General features: G+C 61.0%; 23 protein-coding genes, 1 pseudogene and 1 riboswitch. Of the genes and pseudogenes, 13 read left to right on the forward strand and 11 right to left on the reverse strand.

What is annotated here, in order from left to right; translation table 11 throughout:
• Entirely contained in the window at window positions 1-1,071 is a 1,071-nt protein-coding gene (locus RlegSU303_RS12295) for a FecCD family ABC transporter permease (protein WP_131709209.1), read from the forward strand.
• Complete coding sequence (locus tag RlegSU303_RS12300) at window positions 1,065-1,817, forward strand: ABC transporter ATP-binding protein (RefSeq protein ID WP_094085791.1); 753 nt, start codon at window positions 1,065-1,067, stop codon at window positions 1,815-1,817. The genes RlegSU303_RS12295 and RlegSU303_RS12300 overlap by 7 nt, the downstream gene beginning before the upstream one ends.
• A gap of 24 nt (window positions 1,818-1,841) precedes the next feature.
• On the opposite strand, the gene RlegSU303_RS12305 is transcribed toward RlegSU303_RS12300, so the two are convergent.
• From RlegSU303_RS12305 to RlegSU303_RS12320, 4 genes are all read right to left on the reverse strand, one after another.
• Entirely contained in the window at window positions 1,842-2,792 is a 951-nt protein-coding gene (locus tag RlegSU303_RS12305) for a sugar-binding transcriptional regulator (RefSeq protein WP_094085790.1), read from the reverse strand.
• Between the two features lie 21 nt (window positions 2,793-2,813).
• Window positions 2,814-4,280 carry an FGGY family carbohydrate kinase gene (locus RlegSU303_RS12310; protein ID WP_131718591.1) on the reverse strand — a complete coding sequence of 489 codons (1,467 nt, stop codon included), beginning with the start codon at window positions 4,278-4,280 and terminating at the stop codon, window positions 2,814-2,816.
• Window positions 4,281-4,405: 125 nt separating this feature from the next.
• Entirely contained in the window at window positions 4,406-5,362 is a 957-nt protein-coding gene (locus RlegSU303_RS12315; RefSeq protein ID WP_131709211.1) for a transketolase family protein, read from the reverse strand.
• A complete protein-coding gene (locus RlegSU303_RS12320) occupies window positions 5,362-6,171 on the reverse strand; it encodes a transketolase (RefSeq protein ID WP_017960734.1) in 810 nt (269 codons plus the stop codon). The genes RlegSU303_RS12315 and RlegSU303_RS12320 overlap by 1 nt, the downstream gene beginning before the upstream one ends.
• Before the next feature lie 210 nt (window positions 6,172-6,381).
• Between RlegSU303_RS12320 and RlegSU303_RS12325 the strand changes: the two genes are divergently transcribed.
• The 6 genes and pseudogenes from RlegSU303_RS12325 (at window position 6,382) to ribB (ending at window position 12,887) form a co-directional block, all read left to right on the forward strand.
• Window positions 6,382-7,362, forward strand: coding sequence for an ABC transporter permease (locus tag RlegSU303_RS12325; RefSeq protein ID WP_094085787.1), 981 nt, complete (start codon window positions 6,382-6,384; stop codon window positions 7,360-7,362).
• A gap of 116 nt (window positions 7,363-7,478) precedes the next feature.
• Window positions 7,479-8,408, forward strand: coding sequence for a sugar ABC transporter substrate-binding protein (locus tag RlegSU303_RS12330; protein WP_003540275.1), 930 nt, complete (start codon window positions 7,479-7,481; stop codon window positions 8,406-8,408).
• A gap of 28 nt (window positions 8,409-8,436) precedes the next feature.
• Window positions 8,437-9,915 (forward strand): sugar ABC transporter ATP-binding protein, encoded by a 1,479-nt coding sequence (locus tag RlegSU303_RS12335; RefSeq protein WP_131718592.1) that lies wholly within the window; start codon window positions 8,437-8,439, stop codon window positions 9,913-9,915.
• 22 nt (window positions 9,916-9,937) lie between these two features.
• Window positions 9,938-10,726 carry an SDR family oxidoreductase gene (locus RlegSU303_RS12340; protein WP_131718593.1) on the forward strand — a complete coding sequence of 263 codons (789 nt, stop codon included), beginning with the start codon at window positions 9,938-9,940 and terminating at the stop codon, window positions 10,724-10,726.
• 270 nt (window positions 10,727-10,996) lie between these two features.
• Window positions 10,997-11,778, forward strand: a pseudogene (locus RlegSU303_RS12345) (glucose 1-dehydrogenase).
• Between the two features lie 195 nt (window positions 11,779-11,973).
• Window positions 11,974-12,125: riboswitch (FMN riboswitch) on the forward strand.
• 126 nt (window positions 12,126-12,251) lie between these two features.
• Entirely contained in the window at window positions 12,252-12,887 is a 636-nt protein-coding gene (gene ribB / locus RlegSU303_RS12350) for a 3,4-dihydroxy-2-butanone-4-phosphate synthase (protein ID WP_131718595.1), read from the forward strand.
• An 85-nt stretch (window positions 12,888-12,972) separates the two neighbouring features.
• Here ribB and RlegSU303_RS12355 read toward each other — a convergent pair whose 3' ends face one another.
• The gene (locus tag RlegSU303_RS12355) at window positions 12,973-13,740 is read right to left on the reverse strand and encodes an SDR family oxidoreductase (protein WP_131644237.1); all 768 of its coding nucleotides are present in this window, start codon (window positions 13,738-13,740) and stop codon (window positions 12,973-12,975) included.
• Between the two features lie 327 nt (window positions 13,741-14,067).
• On the opposite strand from RlegSU303_RS12355, the gene RlegSU303_RS12360 reads away from it, so the two are divergent.
• The 3 genes from RlegSU303_RS12360 to mobB are packed head-to-tail and all read left to right on the forward strand — an operon-like array spanning window position 14,068 to window position 16,133.
• Window positions 14,068-14,976 carry a DMT family transporter gene (locus RlegSU303_RS12360; protein ID WP_131718596.1) on the forward strand — a complete coding sequence of 303 codons (909 nt, stop codon included), beginning with the start codon at window positions 14,068-14,070 and terminating at the stop codon, window positions 14,974-14,976.
• A 9-nt stretch (window positions 14,977-14,985) separates the two neighbouring features.
• Window positions 14,986-15,615 carry a molybdenum cofactor guanylyltransferase MobA gene (gene mobA / locus RlegSU303_RS12365; RefSeq protein WP_017960744.1) on the forward strand — a complete coding sequence of 210 codons (630 nt, stop codon included), beginning with the start codon at window positions 14,986-14,988 and terminating at the stop codon, window positions 15,613-15,615.
• Window positions 15,612-16,133: a molybdopterin-guanine dinucleotide biosynthesis protein B gene (mobB, locus tag RlegSU303_RS12370; RefSeq protein WP_017960745.1), complete on the forward strand. Its 522-nt coding sequence runs from the start codon at window positions 15,612-15,614 to the stop codon at window positions 16,131-16,133. The genes mobA and mobB overlap by 4 nt, the downstream gene beginning before the upstream one ends.
• Here the strand turns inward: mobB and RlegSU303_RS12375 are convergent.
• The 3 genes from RlegSU303_RS12375 to RlegSU303_RS12385 all read right to left on the reverse strand — a co-directional run bounded on the left by RlegSU303_RS12375 (window position 16,065) and on the right by RlegSU303_RS12385 (window position 20,755).
• Complete coding sequence (locus RlegSU303_RS12375; RefSeq protein WP_231283822.1) at window positions 16,065-18,230, reverse strand: ATP-binding protein; 2,166 nt, start codon at window positions 18,228-18,230, stop codon at window positions 16,065-16,067. The two genes, mobB and RlegSU303_RS12375, sit on opposite strands and share 69 nt — an antisense overlap.
• Window positions 18,205-19,716 (reverse strand): ATPase domain-containing protein, encoded by a 1,512-nt coding sequence (locus RlegSU303_RS12380; protein WP_017960747.1) that lies wholly within the window; start codon window positions 19,714-19,716, stop codon window positions 18,205-18,207. The genes RlegSU303_RS12375 and RlegSU303_RS12380 overlap by 26 nt, the downstream gene beginning before the upstream one ends.
• Window positions 19,717-19,861: 145 nt before the next feature.
• Entirely contained in the window at window positions 19,862-20,755 is an 894-nt protein-coding gene (locus RlegSU303_RS12385) for a LysR family transcriptional regulator (protein WP_017960748.1), read from the reverse strand.
• A 121-nt stretch (window positions 20,756-20,876) separates the two neighbouring features.
• On the opposite strand from RlegSU303_RS12385, the gene RlegSU303_RS12390 reads away from it, so the two are divergent.
• Together RlegSU303_RS12390 and RlegSU303_RS12395 are read left to right on the forward strand one after the other, a co-directional pair.
• On the forward strand, window positions 20,877-21,272 hold the full coding sequence (locus RlegSU303_RS12390; RefSeq protein ID WP_017960749.1) for a (R)-mandelonitrile lyase: 396 nt from the start codon (window positions 20,877-20,879) through the stop codon (window positions 21,270-21,272).
• 14 nt (window positions 21,273-21,286) lie between these two features.
• The gene (locus tag RlegSU303_RS12395) at window positions 21,287-22,276 is read left to right on the forward strand and encodes an aldo/keto reductase (RefSeq protein ID WP_094085775.1); all 990 of its coding nucleotides are present in this window, start codon (window positions 21,287-21,289) and stop codon (window positions 22,274-22,276) included.
• Window positions 22,277-22,364: 88 nt separating this feature from the next.
• Here RlegSU303_RS12395 and maiA read toward each other — a convergent pair whose 3' ends face one another.
• From maiA to RlegSU303_RS12410, 3 genes are all read right to left on the reverse strand, one after another.
• On the reverse strand, window positions 22,365-23,000 hold the full coding sequence (gene maiA / locus RlegSU303_RS12400; protein ID WP_094085774.1) for a maleylacetoacetate isomerase: 636 nt from the start codon (window positions 22,998-23,000) through the stop codon (window positions 22,365-22,367).
• Between the two features lie 19 nt (window positions 23,001-23,019).
• A complete protein-coding gene (locus RlegSU303_RS12405) occupies window positions 23,020-23,181 on the reverse strand; it encodes a hypothetical protein (RefSeq protein WP_165504554.1) in 162 nt (53 codons plus the stop codon).
• A gap of 66 nt (window positions 23,182-23,247) precedes the next feature.
• On the reverse strand, window positions 23,248-23,664 hold the full coding sequence (locus RlegSU303_RS12410; protein WP_017960752.1) for an organic hydroperoxide resistance protein: 417 nt from the start codon (window positions 23,662-23,664) through the stop codon (window positions 23,248-23,250).
• Window positions 23,665-23,787 lie beyond the last annotated feature (123 nt).

Here is a 23,787-nt window from a genome sequence, read left to right on the forward strand (position 1 = left end):
ATGGCCGAGATCGCCGCACTATCGATCGAAGCCGAAGCCGGGAGGGAGCGCTACCGCGCCCTCGCTCGGCGCAAGCTGCTGATCCTTTTTGCCATGACGGCAGCGCTTTGTCTGTCCTTCGCCGTCGATCTCGCCTGGGGGCCGGCCCGCTATAGTCTTACCGAGGTTGTCTCCGCCCTTCTCAACCCCTCCTCCGTGTCCGATCAGGTGCGGGCCGTCGTCTGGGGCATCCGCATGCCGGTTGCCGTGATGGCGATCGTCGTGGGCGCATCGCTCTCCGTCGCCGGCGCGCAGATGCAGACGATCCTCGCCAATCCGCTCGCCAGCCCCTTCACGCTCGGCATTTCGGCCGCGGCAAGCTTCGGCGCAGCACTGGCGATCGTCACCAGCGTTCCGCTTCTGCCTGTTGCAGCCGGCCTGCTCGTGCCGGTCAATGCCTTCATCATGGCGTTGATTGCCACGCTCTTCATCCATTTCGTCTCGCAGGCTCGCGGCGTCTCGGTGCAGACGGTGGTACTGCTCGGCATCGCGCTGGTCTTCACCTTCAATGCGTTGCTCGCCTTCCTGCAATATCTCGCCTCAGAACAGGCGCTGTCGGCTGTCGTCTTTTGGACGATGGGCAGCCTCACCAAGGCCACCTGGCCGAAGATCTGGGTAACGCTTACCGTTCTCCTGATCGCCCTGCCGCTCTTTGCCCGTAACGCCTGGGCGCTGACCGCGATCCGCCTCGGCGAAGACAAGGCCGCGAGCTTCGGCGTCAATGTCCGCCGCATCCGGCTTGAGACCATGCTCGTGGTCTCGCTGCTCGCCGCAGTGCCGGTCAGCTTCGTCGGCACAATCGGTTTCGTCGGCCTTGTCGGGCCGCATATATCACGCATGATCCTCGGCGAGGATCAGCGCTTCTTCCTGCCGGGCTCGATCCTGTCAGGCGCGCTGCTCCTGTCGCTGACCTCGATCGTCTCGAAGTCGATCATCCCGGGTGTCGTCTTCCCGATCGGCATCATCACCGCGCTGGTCGGCGTGCCCTTCTTCTTCTCGCTCATCCTCTCGAACAGGAGCCGGTCGTGGTAGCGCTTCAGTTGCAATCGGTCGGCGCCTATCACGGCCGCAAGCTCTTCGTCGAAGACGTGACGACGCCGGTGATTAAATCAGGCGAGGTCGTGGCGGTGATCGGCCCGAATGCTGCCGGCAAGTCGACGCTCTTCAAGCGCATCACCGGCCTGCTCAAAGGGCCGGGTCATGTCGTGGTCGAAGGATCGAAGACGAAAAACGCCATCAGCTACATGCCGCAGGATACCTCGGCAAACGCGGTGCTGACAGTCTATGAATCCATCCTGCTTGCCCGCAAGCAGGGCAAGTCCTGGGCCGTCAGCGACAGCGATTTGCGCTTCATCGACGAGATCATGAAGGCATTGGATATCACAGCCATCGCCTTCCGCGATCTCGGCGCGCTTTCCGGCGGCCAGCGCCAGCTCGTCTCGATCGCCCAGGCGCTGGTGCGCGAGCCGGAGATCATGCTGATGGACGAGCCGACCAGCGCGCTCGACCTTCACCGCCAGGTCGAGGTCCTCGACTTCATGCGCCGCCAGGCCCGTACCAAGGGCATGATCGTGCTGATCGCCATCCACGACCTTAACCAGGCGCTGCGCTTCGCCGACAAGGTCCTCGTCATCGCCAACGGCCGCATGCACGCCTGCGGCTCCCCCCGCGACGTCGTCACCGCCGAAATGCTGCGGGAGATCTACCGGGTCGAGGCCCGGGTGGAGAAATGCTCGCTGGATCACGACCACGTAATCGTGGATGGGACGGCGCATTGAAGTTGGCAAAATCAGTCTGCCTTATCAGCTGATCAATCGCTGCGCGGTAAACTTGTCTGTAACAAGCATATCGATGACCCCCACGCGGAGCGCGCCTGCAATCGCGTCAGTCTTTTTGGATCCGCCGGCAAGAGCAATGACCCGGTCCACTCGTTCGAGATCCTCAAGTGGAAGGCCGATAACCCGGTCGTCCAGGGGCGTCTTGACCGGCTTGCCGTTCTTATCGAAGAAGCGAAGAGAGATATCGCCGACGGCTCCCGCTTCCGCGAGATCGGACAGTTCGCGAGACGAAAAGATGTTGCCGGACCGTGCGAGAAGTTCGGACGGTTCGACTGCTCCGATTCCGACAATCGCAAGCGTTATGCTGCCGAACAGGTCCATCGTCTCGCGGACGAACGGGTCGGCCTGCATAAGAAGCTTTGCCTCTCTGGACGACGTAACACCCTGCACGGCGAGCAGTTTCGGCTCGGCGCCAGTCAGGCGCGCGAGCCGCGTGGTAAGCTGCGTCGCATGCGTCTGCACTGAAGGATCCCCCATGCCTCCAAGGGTCTGGACGACGTATTTCGCCTGAGCGCTCTTCTGAGGATGAATGTTCTCAACCATCTTGAAAATGGTCTGGCTCCAACTCGAAACGCCGATGATTTCCCCGGGCGCAAGCGTCACTTCCAAGAGATGAGCCGCTGCCTCACCGATACGGGCCATGATCGCTCCGTCCCGATCTTCCGTGCACTCAACGACGATCGCCTCAGGCAGATCGTATTTCTCGCGAAGCGCACCCTCAAGCTCGCTGTAGGTACCGGCGGGAGGGATCACGCTGGTTCGCACGATATCTTCAGCCTCGGCACGCTTAAGCATGCGCGACACCGTCGCCTGCGACAGGCGAAGGTGCTGTGCGATCTCTGCCTGTCGCCGTCCCTCCATATGGTACATCTGGGCGACCCTTGAAATCAGGCGGAGTTCGTTAAGGCGAGTCATCGCTAATCCCAGAGTGAATTTTTATTCACCTTTAGCCTGTGTTTCGCGGGCCGTCGAGCGGGCAAGCGCATCATTCCAGGTATCGAGAAGCCCCGCGCGATCCTGGGGTTGCGGCTCAATGATTTGGGCGTTTCGCGGCAACTCCGCGATCATCTGGAGATCGCTCCACAAGCCGAGTGAAAGCCCCGCCAGATAAGCAGCCCCCAAAGCCGACGCCTCGGGGGCTTCGCATTGGATTACCGGATGTTCGATGAGGTTCGAGACACACTGCATCAGAAAGCGGTTCTGGCTCGGCCCACCATCCACGTAGAGCGCGCCAAGCTCGCCGCCACTCTGTGCCCGCATGGCCGCGATCACGTCATGCACCTGCAAGGCGATCGAGTCGGTGACCGACCGAGCCATTTGCGCACGTGTCGTATTGAAGTTGATCTGGGAGAACAGGGCACGGGCGTCGGAGTTCCAATAGGGTGCGCCCAGTCCGACGAATGCTGGCACGAAGCCAGGTCCCCCCGGCTCAGCGCTCGCCGCAAGTTCGACAAGGGCCGCCACGTCCGAAAGGCCGAGAATGCCTGCCATCCAGGGGAGACTGGCGGCGCAAACGAGAATATTGCCTTCGAAAGCGAAAGTCGGCTTTCCCTCGATACGCCATGCGACGGTGGTTGTGACGCCATTCCGTGGGGGAATGAACCGCGGCAGCGTCGTCATTACCGAAGAGCCGGTTCCGAAGGTCACCTTCCCGTCACCCGGCTTGAATGCTCCATGACCGAACAGGGCTGCGTGGCTGTCTCCGATCGCAGCCATTATCGGAGTGCCATCCGGCACCCCAGGCAATCCTTGCGTTCGGCCGAAATCGGCAGAACTGTCGAGTACCTCGGGCAGGAGCGCGATATCTACGCCGAAGATCTCGCCAAGTTCCTCGCTCCATCTCTGCTCCCGGAGATCGAACAACTGGCTCCTGGCAGCATTCGAAGCGTCGCAAACATGCCGACGCCCGCCGGTCAGGCAGTGGACGAGCCAACTGTCGACCGTTCCCAGCCGCACCGATCGCCCGGCCGGAATACGGTCGAGCAGCCATCGGAATTTCGAACCCGGGAACATCGGATCCAATGGCAGGCCTGTGAGCGCCTGCACACGGTCAAGGCGGCCTTCGGCAATGAGACGTTCGCAATCCTGTGCCGTACGACGACACTGCCAGCTTACCACCGGTCCAAGCGCGTCTCCCGTTTCGGCGTCCCAGGCAGTGACAGACTCGCGCTGGTTGGAAATGGCCACCGCCTCGATAGCCACATCGGGGCCAGCCTTCAGGCAGGCGTCGATCGCTTCGCAGACCGATGCGTAGAGCCGGCGTGGGTCTTGTTCGACCCAGCCCGGCTTCGGATAGGAAATGCCGACAGGAGCCGAACCTCTGCCGACGATTTCTCCCTTTTCGGAAACCAGAACTGCCTTTGAATTGGTCGTGCCCTGGTCGATTGCCAGAATTGCCCGCATTCTATCCTCCCCAGATCAGGTGGCGGCCGGGGCGACAAAAGCGTCCCGGCTAGAGCAATTCCAGGAAAAGTGCCAAGCGGTTTTCCGTCCGGAATTGCGTAAGAACAAAAGTCGCGTGATCCCAGTTACTTGCGCCTGATCAGCGACTGCGCGGCGTCGGCGATTGCGGACGGCGCCATTCCGAATTCGTCGAGCAGGAACTCTGCCGAACCGGTCGGAGCGTAGACGCCGGGCACTCCAAGACGTTTCATCGGGACTGGGGCATTGTCGACGACCACTTCGGCTACCGCGGAACCGAGCCCGCCAAAGATCGAATGCTCTTCGGCTGTAACGATCGCTCCGGTTTCCTTCGCCGCGGCGATGATAGCCTCTTCGTCGATCGGACGAACCGTTGCGAGGTTGAGCACCCTGGCATTGATGCCGCGGTCTGCGAGGATTTCAGCCGCCTTCAAAATGCGATGAGTCAAAGTGCCGTTTGCGATCAGGGTGACGTCGGAACCCTGGCGAAGCAGATTTGCCTTGCCAAGTTCGAACTTGTGACCCTCCGGAAGCAGATCAGGCACACCTACGCGAGACAGACGCAGGAAGCAGGGGCCGTTGTAGGCCGCGGCCCATTCAACCGCAGCAGCTGTTTCGATGCGGTCACAAGGCGCGATGACCGGAAGATTAGGCAGAACCCGTGTCCAGGCGAAGTCTTCGATCGAATGATGGGTCGGGCCGAGTTCGCCATACGCCATTCCGGAAGAAATGCCGACCAGCTTGACGTTGGCATTCGAATACGAAATATCGGCCTTGATCTGCTCCAGCGACCGTCCTGTTAGAAACGGAGCGGCGGCGCACACGAACGGAAGGCGGCCGCCATTGGCGAGGCCTGCCCCAACCCCTACCATGTTCTGCTCAGCGATACCGACATTGACGAGGCGCTCTCCAAACTTCGCCTTGAAACCGCCGAGCTTGGAGGAGCCTACGGAGTCGTTGCAGACGGCAACGATCGTCTCGTTTTCGGCGGCCAGCCGCTCAAGCGTAGCAGCGAATGCGTCGCGGCAATCGTAGAGCTTGGATGCGTTTATTGGCGCGTTCATTACAGTGCCTCCGACAATTCTGCCAATGCGATTTCGTATTGTTCCCTGCTCGGTACCTTGTGGTGCCAGTCGACCCGGTCCTGCATAAACGATATTCCATGGCCCTTGTTGGTATGGGCGACGATGCAATGTGGTCTTGACCCGCGGTGTTCGAGAGCAGGAACGATTTCGCTCATGTTGTTGCCGTTGATTTCGCTGACTTCCCAATCGAACGCTTCAAGCTTCGGACGAAGCGGGGCGAGATCATTGGTTTCGGCCAAGGCGGCGCCCTGTTGGAACCTGTTGTGATCGATGACCAACGTCAAGTTGTCGAGCTTGAACTGAGCTGCCGCCATGATCGCTTCCCAGTTTGAGCCCTCCTGCATCTCACCGTCGCCAGTCACGACATAGGTGTGAAATTTCGCGCCTGAGAGCTTGGCAGCTATCGCCATCCCTACCGCGACCGGGAGACCGTGGCCGAGCGGCCCGGTATTCGTCTCGACGCCAGGAACCTTGTTGCAATTTGGATGCCCGTTCAGCCTCGAATGCGGCTGCAAGAAGGTGGAAATCTCATCCTCTGGGATAAAGCCGCGTTTCGCCAGCGTTACATACAGCGCGCATGCGGTATGCCCCTTTGAAAGAACGAACCTGTCGCGGTCGGGATGTTTGGGCTGATCCGGCCAAACATTCAGCACACGAAAATAGAGAGCCGTCAAAATGTCGATGACCGACATCTCGCCGCCAATATGGCCGGCGCCCGCTTCAAAGACCGCCTGGAGATCGCGCAATCGGATCTGGCGAGCGATGCGCTCAAGTTCTATCGGATTCATTAATCCCTCCATGCATAAATATTCAATCATCAATATTTTTGCATAACAGACCGATTAGTCAAGCCCCTTAAGCAGTCCGTGAGGAGCACACACCAGAGGAAACCTTATTGACAGCCCGATAGCAAGTTGTTAATGAATTTTCCAGCAAGCATGAATAATTATTCTGAAATGCACAAATATCGGATACAAGCCTACGCATATGGAGGAGCAATGGTGGCGCTCGATATCAATGAACAGAGGCTTTCGTCTGGAGCCTGGCTGAGCAAGCTCAAGGGAGCTACCGGCCCACTCGTCGGACTGCTCGCGCTGTGCGTCTTTCTGAGCCTCAGCACAGACACGTTTCTTTCGGTTCGGAACGGTCTCAACATCCTCGATCAGATCACTGTCCTCGGCATCATGGCCGTCGGTATGACCTTTGTCATTCTGATCGGCGGGATCGATCTCTCCGTCGGCTCGGCACTCGCTCTTGCGATGATGGTCATGGGCTGGACTGCGAATGTCGCCGGCCTACCGCTGCCGGTCGGGATCGCTTTTGCTCTGGTCGCATCGGGCGTTTCAGGCCTGATCGTCGGACTTCTGGTGACGCAGTTCAGGGTTCCAGCGTTTATTGCCACTCTTGCGATGATGTCCGCGGCTCGCGGCGTTGCAAATATGATCACGGACGGCCAGCAGATCGTCGGATTCCCCGACTGGTTCATGATGCTGGCAATCGATCGCCATTTCGGCGTGTTGACAGCCACTGTGTTTCTGATGCTTGCGGTTGTTCTTGCGGCGTGGCTTTTCCTGCATTTCCGGTCCGAAGGTCGCATGCTCTACGCGGTGGGAGGAAATCCGGAAGTCGCGCGGCTGGCGGGCATCAACGTCCCGCTCGTGACGATTGGCGTCTACGTCGCAAGTTCAGTCCTTGCGGGGCTCGCAGGCATCGTGCTCGCCGCCAGACTGGATTCCGTCCAGCCGTCCAGCGGTCTGGGCTATGAGTTGGACACCATTGCCGCGGTCGTCATCGGCGGGACTTCGCTCTCCGGCGGCGCGGGCGGTATCGGTGGAACACTGATCGGCGTTCTCATCATCGGCGTCCTTCGCAACGGGCTCAATCTTCTCAACGTCTCGCCGTTCCTGCAGCAAGTGATCATCGGCATCGTCATCGTGCTCGCGGTCGGCGCGGAGACCATTCGTCGGCGTCGCGCCTGACGAACGGGGTCCGCCGCGTCGGCGGACCAGGAATCCGCCCCAAAAATTTGGGTCGGATCAATACCCCGAGGGGGAGGACATACCCGAGGGTTCCATCTAACAACGGAGGAAATACAATGAAAATTGCGCGCACCATGCTCGCGTCTGCTGCCCTGCTCGGTCTCATGCTCGGCCCCGTACACGCGGCGGAACTGAAAAAGCTCGGCCTGGCCGTTGCCAACCTTCAGGCAAACTTCTTCAACCAGATCAAGCAATCCGTCGAAGCCGAAGCCAAGAAGCGCGGCATCGAAGTCATCACGGTCGACGCAAAGGGCGACGGGCCGACGCAGGTCAATCAGATCCAGGACCTCCTGACCCAGAAGATCGACGCGCTGATCTACATTCCGGCAGGTGCGGCGGCTGCGACCGTTCCGGTCAAACTCGCCAAGAGCGCTGGTATTCCGGTCGTGAACGTCGACCGCAACGCCGAGGGAGCACCCGGCGATACCTTCCTTGCAACGGATTCCGTCGCGTCTGCCAAAGCCGTGTGCGACTACATCCTGAAGGAAGCCGGCGGCAAGGGGAAGATGGTCATCATCCACGGCCAGAAGGGCACGACGCCGGAAGTCGATCGTTCGAAGGGCTGCGCTGAATCTCTCAAGGCATATCCTGATGTCAAGGTTGTCGCCGAGCAGTTCTCGAACATCTGGAGCCAGGACGAAGGATTCCAGATCATGCAGAATATGCTGCAGGCAAATCCGGACGTTTCGATCGTGTTCGCTCAGGCCGACGGCCTCGCACTTGGCGCCGCGCAGGCGATCAAGGTCGCCAACCCTTCCCAGAAGATCGTGGTTGGCGGCTTCGATGGTGACACCGCAGCTCTCGAAGCACTCAGCAAGGGCGTCTTCAACGTAACGGCGACCCAGCAGACGCAGAAGATGGGCCGCGACGCGGTTGAAAATGCCGCCAAGCTTGTCGCCGGAGAAAAGGTGCCGCCGGTCCAACTCCTGGATGCCACGCTGACAACCAAGGAAAATGTCGCAGGCTTCATCGCCAACCATCCGTAATGAAGTCGAGGTCTAGAGGAGGTGTGCCGTGACTGATCCAGTTCTTTCCCTGAAGGGCATATCCAAATGGTATGGGCCGCTCCAGGTTCTGAAGAATGTCAGCTTGGACGTCTATCCGGGCGAGGTAGTTGCACTTCTCGGTGAAAACGGAGCAGGCAAGTCAACGCTATCGGGCATCATCGCCGGGTCCCGCACACCATCCGAAGGATCAATGACGTGGCTGGGGCAGCCTTATGCCCCGGCCACCCCAAGGGAAGCGATCGACAAGGGCGTTGTGCTGATCCATCAGGAGCTGCTGCTTCTGCCGCAGCTGTCGATCGCGGAAAACGTCTTCATCGGACGTTGGCCGATGAAGAACGGCGTCGTCGACCGCGCCCAGATGGTTCGCCGGGCCCAGGACCAGCTCGCTCGCTTGAACCTTCACATCCCCGCAACGCGGACGGTCGCCGGCCTTTCCACGGCAAATCAGCAACTTATCGAGATCGCCAAGGCGCTGGCTCTCAACGCAAAGCTCCTGATCCTCGATGAGCCGACAGCCGCCCTTGGCGGCGCGGAGACGGAAGCTCTCTTCGAACAGGTTCGGAAGCTTCGCTCAGAAGGCGTCGGCATCGTCTATATTTCCCACCGCATGGAAGAGATCAAGCAGATAACCGACCGGATCGTCGTTCTGCGTGACGGGGAGCGGGTGCAAGAATTCTCAGACAGCGCGACCCCGGTGCGAACGATTGTCGAGAGCATGGTCGGGCGCCCGCTTGACCGCTTGTTCCCTACCCTGCCGGTTCCGACAGATCGTCCGGTACTCCAGGTGTCCGGGCTGAGCTCGCCGGACAACTCGTTCCGTGAGGTTACCTTCGAGGTTCGGGCCGGGGAAATTCTCGGAATCGCCGGATTGGTCGGTGCCGGCCGCACCGAACTGGTGCGTGCGATTTCGGGAGCAGACCCAATCAGTGCTGGTTCGATCAAGCTGGAAGGCGAGGAACTGAGGCTGCGAGATCCGGCGGACGCGATCGCCAAGGGTATCGTGATGGTTCCGGAAGACCGCAAGGAGCAAGGCCTGATCGTCGGGCACCGGATCAGCGAGAACATTATCTATGCCAATCTTGACAAACTCGGCGGCGGTTGGATCACGCCGCGCGTCAAGCGCTCCTTTGCAGAAAAAGCAGTTGCCAAGTTCGGGGTAAAGGGCCGTGCTGAACAGCACGCCTCGGACCTATCCGGCGGCAACCAGCAGAAGGTCGTGATCGCGAAGTGGCTCATGCGCGATCCCAAGGTCGTCGTGCTCGACGAACCGACGAGAGGCATCGACGTCGGCGCCCGAGCGGGCATCTACGACATCATCGTCAATCTTGCCAAACAGGGCGTCGCGGTCATCGTCGTAAGCTCGGACCTCGAAGAAGTTCTCGGAGTCTCCAATCGCATTCTCGTGCTTGCGCAAGGCAAGCAGGCGGGGATTCTCAATCGTGACCAGGCAAATGACGTTTCGGTCATGGAGCTAGCCACCATCTAAACAGACAGAGAAAGGAAGAGCGGTGTCCGACATCACTCTGAACGCCCCGAAGCTTTTCGATCTCAGCGGCCAGGTTGCCATCGTTACCGGAGCCGGCAGCGGCATTGGTCAGCGCATTGCCATCGGCCTTGCGCAATGCGGCGCCGACGTGGCGCTGCTCGACCGTCGAACCGACGACGGGCTGGCCAAAACGGCTGAACATATTCGCGCCGCCGGCCGCCGCTCGATCCAGATCGCGGCGGATGTCACGAGCAAGTCTTCCCTTGGAGAGGCAATAGCATGTACCGAGGCCGATCTCGGCCCATTGACACTTGCAGTCAACGCGGCGGGCATCGCCAACGCGAACGCGGCGGAAGAGATGGAGGAGGACCAATATCAGACGTTGATGGATATCAACCTGAAAGGCGTCTTTCTTTCCTGCCAGGCCGAGGCTCGCGCCATGCTGAAGAATGGACGCGGCTCCATCGTCAACATCGCTTCCATGTCCGGCGTGATCGTAAACCGGGGACTGAGCCAAGCGCACTATAACGCCTCCAAGGCGGGCGTGATCCACATGTCGAAGTCTATGGCGATGGAATGGGTCGACCGCGGCATTCGCGTCAACACCATCTCCCCCGGATACACGGCAACGCCCATGAACACCCGTCCCGAGATGGTCCACCAGACCAAGCTCTTCGAAGAGCAGACGCCGATGCAGCGAATGGCAGCGGTGGATGAGATGGTAGGTCCGGCGGTGTTCCTGCTGTCGAATGCGGCAAGTTTCGTGACCGGCGTCGATCTGCTCGTCGACGGCGGTTTCTGCTGCTGGTGATGCGATGAGAAAGCTCATTGCCGCCGGAAAATGCACGGTCTCGCTTCCTCCCTGGCTGAGATCGAGGCGCTGAAGGGACCAACGGGTATGACGGCGTGCGATATCGTCGTCTGCCCGCCCTTCACGCCGATCGAACGGGCGGATGGCTCGGGGCGTCGTCATCGGCGCTCAAGACTGCCTGAATTTGCGACAACCGGTTGCGCTCCAATAATGATCGCATGGTAGGTCGCACCCAGATTTGCTGTTTATCGACGGACACAAGGAAAGAGCATGAAACGCTTTGAGCAGAAGACTGTCGTCATTACCGGGGGTAGCCGCGGCATCGGAGCGGCGATCGCCAAACGCTTTGCGAAAGAAGGCGCCAATCTCGTCGTCTCGGCCAACGAGGATCTGGTTCACGGCGTTGCCGAACAGATCCGGCCGAAGGCGGCAAGGCGATCTCCTTTATCGGCGACGTCACCGACAAAGCGAGCGTCACGGCCCTCTACGATGCCGCCGAGAAGGAATTCGGCTCGGTCGACGTCTCGATCCAGAATGCCGGCGTCATCACCATCGCCCGCGTCGAGGACCTGACCGAAAACGAATGGGACAAGGTCATGGCCGTCAACACCAAGGGCGTCTTCCTCTGCGCCCAGGAGGCGATATCAAGAATGCGCAAGCACAAGCGCGGCGGCCGCATCATCAACACGGCCTCCGGCCAGGCCCGCGACGGCTTTATCTACACGCCGCATTATGCCGCCTCGAAAATGGGCGTCGTCGGCATCACCCAGAGCCTGGCCAAGGAAGTCGCGATCGAGAAGATCACCGTCAACGCCTTCTGCCCCGGCATCATCGAGACCGACATGTGGGCCTATAACGACCAGGCTTGGGGCAAGCTGCTCGGCAACTACGCCCCCGGCGAACTGATGAAGGAATGGGTCGAGGGCATCCCGATGAAACGGGCCGGCTCCGGCGAAGACGTCGCCGGCCTGGTGACCTTCCTCGCCAGCGAGGATGCCGCCTATATCACCGGCCAGACGATCAATGTCGACGGCGGCCTGATCATGTCCTGATGCATGTCGCCCAAAAGTGTGTAGCGGTTTTGGGACAACGACATGCATGGAACAAAGATCATACCGTCCGTGAAGAGCGGAAGGCGACACGGTCGTCGCCTCCGTGTGAACAGTGTGTCCGCCGGCGTTAGGGCAGCTTTGCATTTTTGCCCGTCGAGTGACCTTGCCATCTGCCTGTTTTTGATCCTATCTTTGAAATGTTCTCAGGGCGGGGTGTAATTCCCCACCGGCGGTATCAGGAGCAATCCTGGAGCCCGCGAGCGCTTCAGGCAGCTAGCTGCCTGAAGGTCAGCAGATCCGGTGAGATGCCGGAGCCGACGGTATAGTCCGGATGGAAGAGGACAACACGGGCAGTCGCACTCCATCCTGGAGTCGGCTGACGTTTGTTCGCCCAAGGGCAGAAGGCTCGCTCACGGATTGAGCCGAGCAGACCATGTCAGCCCGCTGACATAACCCTTGAAAGGCCAGACAGCATGACTATCGCAAGAATTGAAGATGCCATATCAGCCATCGCCAGCGGCAAGATGGTCGTCGTCGTCGACGACCAGAACCGGGAAAACGAAGGCGATATCGTGGTCGCGGCCGATGCCGTCACCCCGGAAACAATCGCTTTCATGATGACCCACGCCCGTGGCCTCGTTTGCATCGCCATGGAAGGCGAGCGCCTCGATGCGCTCGATATTCCGCTGATGGTGCCCAACAACACGGAATCGCACAAAACCGCCTTCACGGTCTCGGTCGATTATCTCAACGGCACGACGACGGGCATTTCGGCGGCGGACCGTGCCGCCACCGTCAGCGCCCTGGTCGACGATCGCGCGAAGCCCGCCGATTTCGCCCGCCCCGGCCACATCTTTCCGCTGCGCGCCAACCCCCGCGGCGTCCTCGGCCGCCCCGGCCACACCGAAGCCGCCGTCGATCTCGCCCGCCTCGCCGGAAGGGTCCCCGCCGGCGTCATCTGCGAAGTCGCCAACGACGACGGAACCATGTCCCGCCTGCCCGAACTCACGCTCTTTGCCGAACGCCACAACCTCCCCCTCGTCACCATCGAGGACCTGGTCACCTATCTCGACCGCCAGGCAGAAAGAGACATACGCGAAGTCGCTTGATCGATGCCTTTGTTGCGGCGGCATAGCCCGCCGCAACAAAGATCGTGCCGCAGTGATGACCGTGACGGCACCGTTCCTCGCCGCCCTATGTTCGGCTGATCGAAACCCCACCATCTGCCAGCATCGCCGTGCCGGTCACGAAGCTCGACATGTCGGAGGCCAGGAAAAGCGCCGCATTGGCGATCTCTTCGGGTTGCGCCATGCGTTTCAGCGCATGCAGCCCCTCCACGAAGGCGAGCACCTCCGGCGTGGCATCAGGCGCGTTGGTGATGCTGGCGGGCGTGTCGGTGCCGCCGGGAAGCAGCGCGTTGACGCGGATCTTCTGCGCTCCGAGTTCGGCGGCGAGCACCTGCACGAAGCCGATCAGCCCCGCCTTGCTCGCCGCATAGGCGGCCATGCCAGGCATGCCGACGGTGTGGCCGACGAAAGTCGAGGTGAAGATCAGCGATCCGCCGCCTTTTTCCATCGCCGCCGACTGGTACTTGGCGCCGAGGAAGGCGGCGGTGAGATTGGTCTCGATCGTCTCGCGCCAGCCCTCCAGCGACAGCCCGGCGACCGGCCCCATCTCACCGAGGATGCCGGCATTGTTGAAGGCGATGTCGAGCCCACCGAAACGTGAGACTGCCGTCTCGACGAGCCTTGCCTGCAGCGCCTCGTCCCTGACATCGCCTGATATGGCGACGGCCTGTCCGCCCTCCGCCTCGATTTCTGTGATGACGGCATCGAGCGCATCCTGCCGCCGGCCGGTGACCACAAGCTTGGCGCCTTGCCGCGCAAAGAGTTTCGCCGCCGCGCGACCGATGCCGGAGCTTGCGCCGGTGATGATTGCGATCTTGTCGTTAAGAAGTGTCATATCGGTCTCTCCTGGGTTGTTGCGAGATCTGAGATGCTCAAACATCAGGCGATGCAGCCACCCGTTTCCCGCGCAGGAAGAGAAAAACGCCTATGGCCGAACCGGCAGCTCGACGGCGCGTCCTCATCGACGCCTTGATTGCGGCGTCGGAAATATCGGAATTCATCTTATAAAACGGGGATTTGCGGCGATCTCCACTCACACGCCTGCGTTGACGTCAGCGTATTGTGCACTGCATCATCGATTTATGCTTTGTGTGACATTCATCCGATTCCCTTCATGCATCTTCGCGACTAAAAGGAGCGCACAGGTAACGGGAATCTCTTCATGCCGCGGTCACGCAATACTGAGGGCGCCATCTATATGAGCTTGGCGATGGCCGGTTTTTCCGCAAGCGACGCTCTGTCCAAATCGGTGATCGCCTATATGAACGCCGGCGAGATCATGTTCCTCCGCGGCCTCTTCACCAGCCTGCTCGTCTATCTGATCGCCTGGAGAATGGGCGCGCTGCGTTCCTGGCGCATCGTGCTGGAGCCGATGATCATCTTCAGGATCATCTGCGAGGCGCTCGCCGCCGTCACCTATATCACCGCGCTCGGCATGATGCCGATCGCCAATGCCTCGGCGATCCTGCAATCGCTGCCGTTGGTCGTCACCTTCGGCGCTGCCCTCTTCTTCGGCGAGCCGGTCGGCTGGCGGCGTTGGTCGGCGATCCTCGTCGGCCTCGTCGGCGTGATGATCATCATCCGCCCCGGCCCTGAGGGATTCACCGCCGCCGCCCTCCTCTGCGTCGCCGCGGTGCTGACGACGGCCGGCCGCGATCTCGCCACCCGGAGCATCAGTCCCGAGATTCCCTCGCTGATGATAACCGTCATCACCGCCATATCAGCCTCCTTCTTCGGCGCGCTCCTCATCCCGGTGCTCGGCGGCTGGCAGCCGGTCAGCGCCGCTGCCCTTAGGCATCTCGCGCTCGCCTCGGTGCTGGTGCTCGTTGGCTACCAGTCGGTCATCCTCGCCATGCGCACCGGCGAAATCTCCTTCGTCGCGCCATTCCGCTATACCAGCCTGATCTTCTCTTCTGTGCTCGGCTTCTTTTTCTTCGCCGAAGTGCCTGACAGCTGGACACTCGTGGGGGCTGCGATCGTCATCGCCTCCGGCCTCTATACGTTCTATCGTGAGGCCAAGCGCCGCGTATCGCCGATCGCGCAGGAATCCGCGCCGCGCGCGCCGGTTTGAGGAAGGATGATGGCTGAGTTCTCGTTGGATAAATCTCATATAGCAGGCGTCGTCCTGGCCGGCGGCCGCTCGCAGCGCATGGGCCGCGACAAGGCGGGCGTGATGCTTGGGACCGAGAGCCTGCTCCGCCATGTGCTGACCCGCCTCTCGCAGCAGGCCTTGCTCGTTGCCGTCAATGCCGATGCCTCCCCCGAAGCCGTGCCTATCCTTCCCGACCGTTTTCCCGGCAAAGCCGGGCCGATGGCCGGCATCCATGCGGCGATGGTCTATGCCGCCGGCCTGCCCTCGATCACCCATGTCGTCACCGTCTCGGTGGATTGCCCGTTCTTCCCGGCCGATCTCGTCGCCCGGCTGGCGGCAGCGGTCGAGCACCCTTCGCAGATTGCCGTTGCCGCCTCCGAGGGCCGCAGCCATCCCGTCTTCGGGCTCTGGCCGGTGACGCTGGCCGCCGATCTCGAAGCCTGGATCGCCACCGACGACAAGCGCCGCGTGCGAGACTTCCTGTTACGGCATGACGTTACGGAAGTGGCGTTCCCGCTGCATCCGACCCGTGCCAGCCTGCTCGATCCCTTCTTCAACATCAACACGCCCGACGATCTCGTCGAGGCGGAACGCTGGCTGGAGGCCCTTCGCGCATGACCGCACCGAAAATCTTCGGCATCGCCGGCTGGAAGAACTCGGGCAAGACGGGTCTCGCCGTCCGGCTGGTGACCGAGTTCACCCGCCGCGGCTACAAGATCTCGACGATCAAGCACGCCCATCATGATTTCGACATCGACAAGGTCGGGGCCGACAGCTACCGCCACCGCCAGGCCGGCGCTCATGAGGTCACCATCGTCTCCGGCACCCGCTACGCCATCATGCACGAGCTGCGCGGTGCGCCGGAACCTGAGTTCGAGGAGATCCTCGCCCGCCTCGCCCCCTGCGACCTCGTGCTGATCGAAGGATACAAGCGCGAGCCGATCCCCAAGATCGAGGCCCGCCGCCTAGAGGCGGCAAATCGTGAACCGTTGGCGCCGAGCGATCCCCATATCTGCGCCATCGCCGCCGATCATGCCGTCACCGATACGGCCCTGCCGGTCTTCGATCTAGACGACACAGGCGCCATCGCCGATTTCATCGCTGACATCGTTGGCCTTGGACAGGCGAGGCTTTGAACCACCTGCGTCGCTGCCGGACCTCAGAAGCGGAACCGTTTCGCTTGCCATCGCCTTGGCGATTTCCTTGGCGAGCTGAGCCTGGTCATAGGGCTTTGCTAATCTCGGAAGATCGATATCGGTGCCGGCAGGAAGATCGGCGTAACCTGTCGCCAGCACGATCGGCAATGCCGGATGAATGTCCCGCGCGGCCTGGGCAAGCTGTGCGCCGGTCAGGCCAGGCATCGAATAGTCGGTTATGACAAGGTCGAAATGCTGGCCGCTGCTGATCAGTTCCAGTGCCTGCGAGCCGGAGTTTGCTTCGACGACCTCGTGGCCGAGATCTTCAAGCATGTCGACCGAACTCATGGCGATCAAGGCATCGTCGTCGACCAGAAGTATCTTCAGTCTGGACGCAGCTTGCGGAATGGGCAATTCCGCTTCGATCGCCCGCTCGGGGCGCCGTTGGGTCGCCGGAAGCCACAGCTCGGCGGTCGTTCCCACTCCAAGCTCGCTGGTCAGACGAAGTGCACCATTGAGCTGAACGGCCAGTCCGTGGATCATCGACAAGCCTAGGCCCGTGCCCTTTCCGAGTTCCTTGGTCGAGAAAAATGGATCGACTGCCTTCTTCAGCGTCTCCGCGTCCATGCCGGTGCCGCTGTCGACCACCGCCAACACAACATAGGCCCCCTCGCCGAGAGCGCCGTCATCACCGACCACCTGCTCCTCACGCAGCGATATGGACAGCGTCCCGCCATCCGGCATCGCATCGCGGGCATTGACCGCAAGATTGAGCAGCGCCAGTTCGAGCTGGTTCGCATCGACCAGCGCCGGCGGCAGCGTCGCCGGCAGGACGGTTTCGATGCTGATCGAGGATCCGACCGAGCGCCGCAACAGGTCGTTCATGCCGGAGACCAGCTCGGCCAGATCGATGGGCTTGACCTGCAGATCCTGCTGTCTGGCAAAAGCCAGCAGCCGCTGCGTCAGCGCCGCCCCACGCCGCGCGCCCTGAATGGCGCCCTCGACCAGACGCGTCGCCTTGGCATCTCCGGCAACGTGCTTGCCGAGCAGCTCCAGATTTCCGAGAACGACCATCAGCAAATTGTTGAAATCGTGGGCGACGCCGCCGGTCAGTTGGCCGATCGCCTCCATCTTTTGCGATTGGCGAAGCTGCTCCTCGGCTCTTTCACGCTGGGCGACTTCCTGGAGCAGGGTCTGGTGAGCGGTATTGACCTCTTTAGTCCGTTCCCTCACACGCTCTTCTAGGTTTTCATTGAGCCGTCTCAGATTTTCCTCGATGGTCTTTCGGACGGTAGTATCGGAACAGACGCCAACGAGTTTCTTGGCGGAACCATATCTATCGGAATAGAGCTGCGCATGGACCTCGGTCCAATGCAGCGATCCATCCGGCCAGATTGTCCTGTGCTCGATCGAATAGTCGCGTCCGGTATCAATCGTCCGGCGCAAGCGTTCCAGCACAAGATCCCGGTCGTCGGGGTGGATGCTTGCGATCAGATCGTCGCGCGTCACGTCGTCATCCGGCCCTCGGCCGAAGATTGCCTTGCAGGTCGCCGAGGCAGACAAGGCCATCGAGGACAGCTCCAGCTCCCAGGCCCCGAGACGACCGGCGGCGAGCGCCGTTTGCAACCGCCGCTCTCCCTCGCCCAGAGCCTCAAGCCGGGCTCGCGCTTCATATTGGCGCAGGCGTCCTTTTAATGCCGTACGGGCCACGCTGATGAAAGAGGTCGCATGGAACGGCCTTTCCAGGAAGGTGACGTTGCCAAGAACCTCGGAAAGCCTGGCAGCGGCCGGATTTCGTTCAGGCCCGCCGCCACGTGTGGTGAGCACGATGAACGGTAGGTCTGACCAGCTCGGCTGGGCCGAAACCCAGGCGGCGATCGGCTTGAGATCGCTCGAGCGAACGGCCTCCTCCGTCAGGACGCCAAGCGCGACGTCATCGCTGAGCGATGAGGCGAACATAGGCAGGTCGGTGGCGGCAATCGATGCCAATCCGGCCTCATCGACCAACGATCTCGCCACCCAGGCATCGCGACCGGCGGGGGTGTAGATCAATGCTTTCGGTTTGCCTGAATTAGGAATTGCCGCTATCCCCGCCAACGGTCGCGAGGAGCGGCGTCGAGGTCGTGACAAATTCGGGAACGCCGCGAAGCACACCCTGGAACCCGACGAGGGGATCGCCGAACCTCAAGCCGGAAGCGTCTATGCGATACTCCCGGATGGTATCCTCGTGAAAGCCGGTCCTCTTCTTGATTACCGAGACTGCCCGCCGCACCTTTCCCGCAGCCTCGAAGTAGCGCAGCAGAATGACGGTGTCGGCAAGGTAGGTGACGTCGACAGGCGCCTTCATGTCACCGACCAGCCCGTGTTGGGCAACGGTGAGGAAAGTGTTGGCGCCTTGCCTGTTCAAATATTGCAGCAACTCGTGCATATGAAGAACCAACGAATTCTCATCTGGCATCGAAGCCTGATAACCGTTGATACTATCGATGATGACGGTTTTCGCATCCGACTTGTCAACGCAGTTGCGCACGCGGTGGGCGAATTCGCCCGGCGACAGTTCGGCGGCATCGAGCTGTTCGATGTGAATATCGCCCGCGTTTCGCATGGCTTCGAGATCAATTCCGAGCGCCTTCAGCCGCGTAAAAAGCAGACCTAGCTCCTCGTCAAAAATGAAGGCCGCCACTTTCTCGCCGCGCGCGACCGCAGCCACCAGGAATTGAAACGAGAAAGTGCTTTTGCCGGTGCCGGCAGGACCAAGGATGAGCGTGCTGGAACCTCGCTCGAGGCCACCTCCCAGAAGAAGGTCCAGTTCCGCAATATTGCAGGAAATCTGATCGCGGGCGTAGCTCGACCTGTGTTCGGCGGCGACGAGCCGCGGAAAGACGACAACGCCGCCGGTTTGGATGATGAAATCGTGATAACCGCCGCGAAAGGCCTGTCCGCGATATTTTATGATCCTAAGACGTCGGCGCTCGGAGCCGTAGCTCGGAGCCATCTCTTCGAGATGGATGACACCGTGCACGACGCTGTGCACCGTCTTGTCGAGCACCTCGGACGTCAGATCATCCAGGAGAAGCACTGTCGCTCCCTGTCGGGCAAAATAATGTTTGAGCGCGAGGATCTGCCGGCGGTAGCGCAACGAGCTTTGCGCGAGCAGCCTTATCTCCGACAGACTGTCGAGAACCACGCGACGTGGCTTGATCCGCTCGAAAGCGGCAAAGATTTCCTTTGTCGTCTCTCCGAGTTCAAGATCCGAGGAATAAAGCAGGCTCTGCTGTTGGTCGGCATCCAGCAGGCTTTCCGGAGGCACGACTTCGAAGACCTCGATATTGCCATCGATGACCATGCCGTGTGATGCGGCACCGGCCCGAAGTTCGCTCTCGGTTTCCGAAAGGGTGATGTAGAGCCCCTGCTCGCCGAGCCGTGCACCTTCGATCAGGAACTGCAGCGCAATCGTCGTTTTGCCAGCTCCCGGATTTCCCTCCAGGAGAAAAACGTGCCCCGGCGAAAGGCCCCCAGCCAGAACTGTATCCAAACCGGACACGCCGGTCCGAGCTTTCGTGGCAGGTGCCGCAGTATTCATTCACTGTTTCCTTCAATTTCAAGTGTGAATTAGCGGCGAGTGATGGAATGTCAAATCACCGGCGGGCATGATTTCGCTTCCGCCAAGAGCCGATCACTCGTGGTGCGGATATATGCCTGTCCGGGCGGCTCGAAACAGTGGCCGTCTATCCTCGATAGCGAAGTGCATCGACGACGAGGGCGAAAGCCGGCGACGCATGCCTGCGGCTCGGATAGTAGAGATGGTAGCCGGAAAACGGCAGACACCAATCCTCGAGGACGCGCATCAGCCGCCCTTCGGCAAGATGTGCCTCGACCAAGTCCTCCGGCATATAGGCCAGCCCAAGACCAGCCAGCACGGCGTTCAGCCGCAGGGCTATATTGTTGAAGACCAACTGTCCTTCGACGCGAACCCTGAGCTCGCGGCCGCCCTTCTCGAACTCCCATGCATAAACGCTGCCATAGGTCGGCAGGCGCAGATTGATGCAATTGTGATCCGTAAGGTCCTGCGGCGTTAGCGGCTTCGGCCTGGTGTCGAAATAGGTGGGAGCGCCGACCACGGCCATGCGCATGTCGGGGCCGATGCGCACCGCGATCATGTCCTTCGCCACCTGTTCTCCAAGCCGCACCCCCGCATCGTAACGCTCGGCGACGATGTCAGTCAGACCGTAGTCGACGATGATCTCGACATTGATATCGGGATAATCGGGCAACAGCTTTTCCAAGGCAGGCCAGAGGACGGTATCGGCCGCATGCTCGCCGGCATTGATGCGGATGGTGCCTGCAGGCTTCTCCCGGAACGCGCTCAAGGCAGCCAGCTCGCTTTCGATCTCGTCGAGCCGCGGTCCGATGGAGAGGAGCAGGCGTTCGCCGGCCTCTGTAGGCGCGACGCTGCGGGTCGTGCGTGTCAGCAATCGCAGTCCAAGCCGCTCCTCGAGCCCGCGGATGGTGTGGCTGAGTGCCGATTGCGACACACCCAACTTGCCCGCCGCCTTGGTGAAACTCTGCGCGCGTGCGACGGCGAGGAAGGCGATGAGGTCGTTGACGGCGGGGCGCGGCATTTATGAAACTTTCTCATGGGTTCTTGCCGTTTATACCATCTAATCGCGACCAGGCGCACGCGCTAAATACCTTGCTACTCGAGTGGACATATCCACCCCGACATTGGAAAGGACGACAAAGATGGAGATCAAGCGAAGCGGCTCGCAGCCTTCGGCCAAGGGACCAGCCGATTGGTTTACCGGCAGCGTGCGTGTCGACCCGCTGTTTGCCGTGACCAGCCCCGCACGCGCGGCTGGCGCCAGCGTCACCTTCGAGCCCGGCGCCCGCACCGCCTGGCACACTCATCCGCTCGGCCAGACGCTGATCGTCACATCGGGCTTCGGTCGCGTGCAGCGCGAAGGCGGCCCCGTCGAGGAGATCCGCGCCGGCGACGTCATCTGGTTCGCACCGGGTGAACGCCATTGGCACGGCGCATCGCCGACGACGGCAGTGACCCATATTGCCATCCAGGAACAGCTCGACGGCAAGGTCGTCGACTGGATGGAGCATGTCACCGACACGCAATACCAAGGTTAAAAATGGAAACGTCTATGCGGAAGCGTGAACTTGGAAAGAGCGGACTTCAAGTCTCGGCCGTCGGTCTCGGCTGCATGGGGCTGAGTTACGGGTATGGCCCGGCGACAGATATTCAGGAAGCGACCGCACTGATCCGGCGGGCATTTGAACGTGGCGTGACCTTCTTCGACACGGCCGAGGCCTATGGCCCCTATAAGAACGAAGAGCTTCTGGGAGAGGCCCTCGCCCCCTTCCGCGAGGAGGTGGTGATCGCCACGAAATTCGGTTTCAACTTCGATGCCAATGGCGGCCAGAGCGGCATGAACAGCCGGCCGGAGCAGATACGCGCCGTGGCCGACAAGGCGCTGAAGCGTTTGAAGACCGATGTCATCGATCTCTTCTACCAGCACCGCGTCGACCCCGATGTTCCGATCGAGGATGTCGCCGGCACGGTCAAGGCACTGATCGCTGAAGGCAAGGTCAGGCATTTCGGCCTCTCGGAAGCAGGCGCCCGGACGATCCGCCGTGCCCATGCGGTCCAGCCGGTGGCGGCACTGCAGAGCGAATATTCACTGTGGTGGCGCGAGCCCGAGCAGGAGATCCTGCCGACGCTCGAAGAACTCGGCATCGGTTTCGTGCCCTTCAGCCCGCTTGGCAAGGGCTTCCTCACCGGCGCGATCAGCGAGACCACCACTTTCGACAGCAAAGACTTCCGCAACATCGTGCCGCGCTTTTCTCAGGAGGCGCGAAAGGCCAACCAGGTGCTCGTCGATCTCCTCGCGGAGATTGCCGCGCGCAAGAAGGCCACCTCGGCCCAGGTGGCTCTGGCATGGCTGCTGGCGCAGAAGCGCTGGATCGTGCCGATCCCAGGCACCACCAAGCTGCATCGCCTTGAGGAGAACATCCAGGTCGCTGAGGTGGAACTGACGGCCGAGGATCTCGCCAGTATCGAAAGCGCGCTCGCCACGATCAAGGTAGAGGGTGATCGTTACCCCGCCCATCTGCAGGCAAGGGTCAATCGCTGAGAAGCGGCCAAACGGGTGGCGACGTCTCATCCGAACACCAGAAGAAATGCGGCCGCAGTCGTTTGCGGCCGCTTCTTCATCAATCGCATCATTTCCTTGGCGCCGGCGCGTTCTCGTGAAAAGCCGGTATCGCCTCGAGCTTTGCGACGATCTCCGCGATATTAGGCCATTGCGTGAGATCGAACCCCAAGCGCCTCGCGCTGATCGCCTGCGGGAAGAGGAAGATATCGGCAATACTCGGGCGGTCTCCGACAACGAAAACTCCTTGCCTGCGGCCGGCGATCATCGTCTCGACCGCACCCATGCCCTCACCGATCCAGTGACGGCTCCAGGCGGCGATGGCATCGGCGTCGGCTTGGAAGGCTGTTTTGAGATGCAGGCCGATCCGCGGCGGCAACAGCGCATGGATCTCGGCTGTGATCGCAAGCGCGATCGACCGCGCCAGGGCCCTGCCCTCCGCCGTGTCGGGCAGCAGTGGCGGTTCAGGCTGCAGCTCATCGAGATACTCGACGATCGCCAGCGACTGGGTGAGGAGAACGCCGCTATCCGTCAGCAAGGCGGGCACGAGCCCCTGCGGATTGATACTGCGATATCCGGCCTGCCGGCTCTCGGAATCTTCGCCGAGGATGGTGACCGGCAGCGCTTCGGCCGTCAGGCCTTTCAGGGCGAGTGCAATGCGGACTCGAGATGTCGCCGAGGAAATTTCGTTCTGATAGAGTTTCACTGTCTTTCTCCCTGGTGATCTAAAAGAGCAGCTGGAGCGGCGGCCGCTCCCCTGAGGATGAAGCTGCGGATGCCGCCGTCACGAGGCCGGCAAGCGGCGACGGCTCCTGTGAACTTACATCGTAGATGCAGGGCGCTGCGAAAATCGCCGCCCCCAGAAAGCAGATGATCATCGGTCTCATTGGTTCCTCCATCGACGAGGCCCGATCGGCCTCGTCATGTTTCCTTTTGGCGATCGATCCCATCTGTCAGGCAATGCTCAATTCGACATTGATATTGCCGCGGGTTGCTTTCGAATAGGGGCAGGTGCGGTGCGCTTCATCCACAAGCGCCCTTGCCAGATCCGCTTCGATACCTGGCAGGCTGACCTTGAGGCGAGCCTGCAGGAAATAGTCGCCGTCGGTCGCCCCGAGATCGACCTCGGTGTCGACGGCAAGATTTGCGGGAAGCCTGATCTTCTGTTTAGCCGCAGCAATGCCGATCGCGCCGATGAAGCAGGCAGACCAGCCGGCGGCGAAAAGCTGTTCGGGATTGGTGCCGGCACGGTTGCTGCCTGGAGGCGAAAGCTTGATGTCCAATTCGCCGTCGTCGCTTTGCGAAGCGCCGTCGCGCCCGCCTGTCGTGTGGGTCTTGCCGGTATAGAGAACCTTGTCGATCTTTATCATGGAACACTCCTTTGTTGCGTCGCTAAAGGCGACTGGGTCGCTCAGCGCGACTGGTCGCGGTGCGCGACCGGGTTGACGGAGTGTGGTTTGACCGATGGATATATCCGCCATGTTTCCAAAAAT

Origin of the sequence: Rhizobium sp. SU303 (genome assembly GCF_021052345.1) — a bacterium.
GTDB lineage: Bacteria > Pseudomonadota > Alphaproteobacteria > Rhizobiales > Rhizobiaceae > Rhizobium > Rhizobium laguerreae.

Excerpts from the sequence above, each read along its gene's own strand:
- RlegSU303_RS12295 (WP_131709209.1), top strand. The coding sequence starts at position 1 with ATGGCCGAGATCGCCGCACTATCGATCGAAGCCGAAGCCGGGAGGGAG.
- RlegSU303_RS12305 (WP_094085790.1), bottom strand. The coding sequence starts at position 2,792 with ATGACTCGCCTTAACGAACTCCGCCTGATTTCAAGGGTCGCCCAGATG.
- RlegSU303_RS12310 (WP_131718591.1), bottom strand. The coding sequence starts at position 4,280 with ATGCGGGCAATTCTGGCAATCGACCAGGGCACGACCAATTCAAAGGCA.
- RlegSU303_RS12315 (WP_131709211.1), bottom strand. The coding sequence starts at position 5,362 with ATGAACGCGCCAATAAACGCATCCAAGCTCTACGATTGCCGCGACGCA.
- RlegSU303_RS12320 (WP_017960734.1), bottom strand. The coding sequence starts at position 6,171 with ATGAATCCGATAGAACTTGAGCGCATCGCTCGCCAGATCCGATTGCGC.
- RlegSU303_RS12325 (WP_094085787.1), top strand. The coding sequence starts at position 6,382 with ATGGTGGCGCTCGATATCAATGAACAGAGGCTTTCGTCTGGAGCCTGG.
- RlegSU303_RS12330 (WP_003540275.1), top strand. The coding sequence starts at position 7,479 with ATGAAAATTGCGCGCACCATGCTCGCGTCTGCTGCCCTGCTCGGTCTC.
- ribB (WP_131718595.1), top strand. The coding sequence starts at position 12,252 with ATGACTATCGCAAGAATTGAAGATGCCATATCAGCCATCGCCAGCGGC.
- RlegSU303_RS12355 (WP_131644237.1), bottom strand. The coding sequence starts at position 13,740 with ATGACACTTCTTAACGACAAGATCGCAATCATCACCGGCGCAAGCTCC.
- RlegSU303_RS12360 (WP_131718596.1), top strand. The coding sequence starts at position 14,068 with ATGCCGCGGTCACGCAATACTGAGGGCGCCATCTATATGAGCTTGGCG.
- mobA (WP_017960744.1), top strand. The coding sequence starts at position 14,986 with ATGGCTGAGTTCTCGTTGGATAAATCTCATATAGCAGGCGTCGTCCTG.
- mobB (WP_017960745.1), top strand. The coding sequence starts at position 15,612 with ATGACCGCACCGAAAATCTTCGGCATCGCCGGCTGGAAGAACTCGGGC.
- RlegSU303_RS12380 (WP_017960747.1), bottom strand. The coding sequence starts at position 19,716 with ATGAATACTGCGGCACCTGCCACGAAAGCTCGGACCGGCGTGTCCGGT.
- RlegSU303_RS12385 (WP_017960748.1), bottom strand. The coding sequence starts at position 20,755 with ATGCCGCGCCCCGCCGTCAACGACCTCATCGCCTTCCTCGCCGTCGCA.
- RlegSU303_RS12390 (WP_017960749.1), top strand. The coding sequence starts at position 20,877 with ATGGAGATCAAGCGAAGCGGCTCGCAGCCTTCGGCCAAGGGACCAGCC.
- RlegSU303_RS12395 (WP_094085775.1), top strand. The coding sequence starts at position 21,287 with ATGCGGAAGCGTGAACTTGGAAAGAGCGGACTTCAAGTCTCGGCCGTC.
- RlegSU303_RS12405 (WP_165504554.1), bottom strand. The coding sequence starts at position 23,181 with ATGAGACCGATGATCATCTGCTTTCTGGGGGCGGCGATTTTCGCAGCG.
- RlegSU303_RS12410 (WP_017960752.1), bottom strand. The coding sequence starts at position 23,664 with ATGATAAAGATCGACAAGGTTCTCTATACCGGCAAGACCCACACGACA.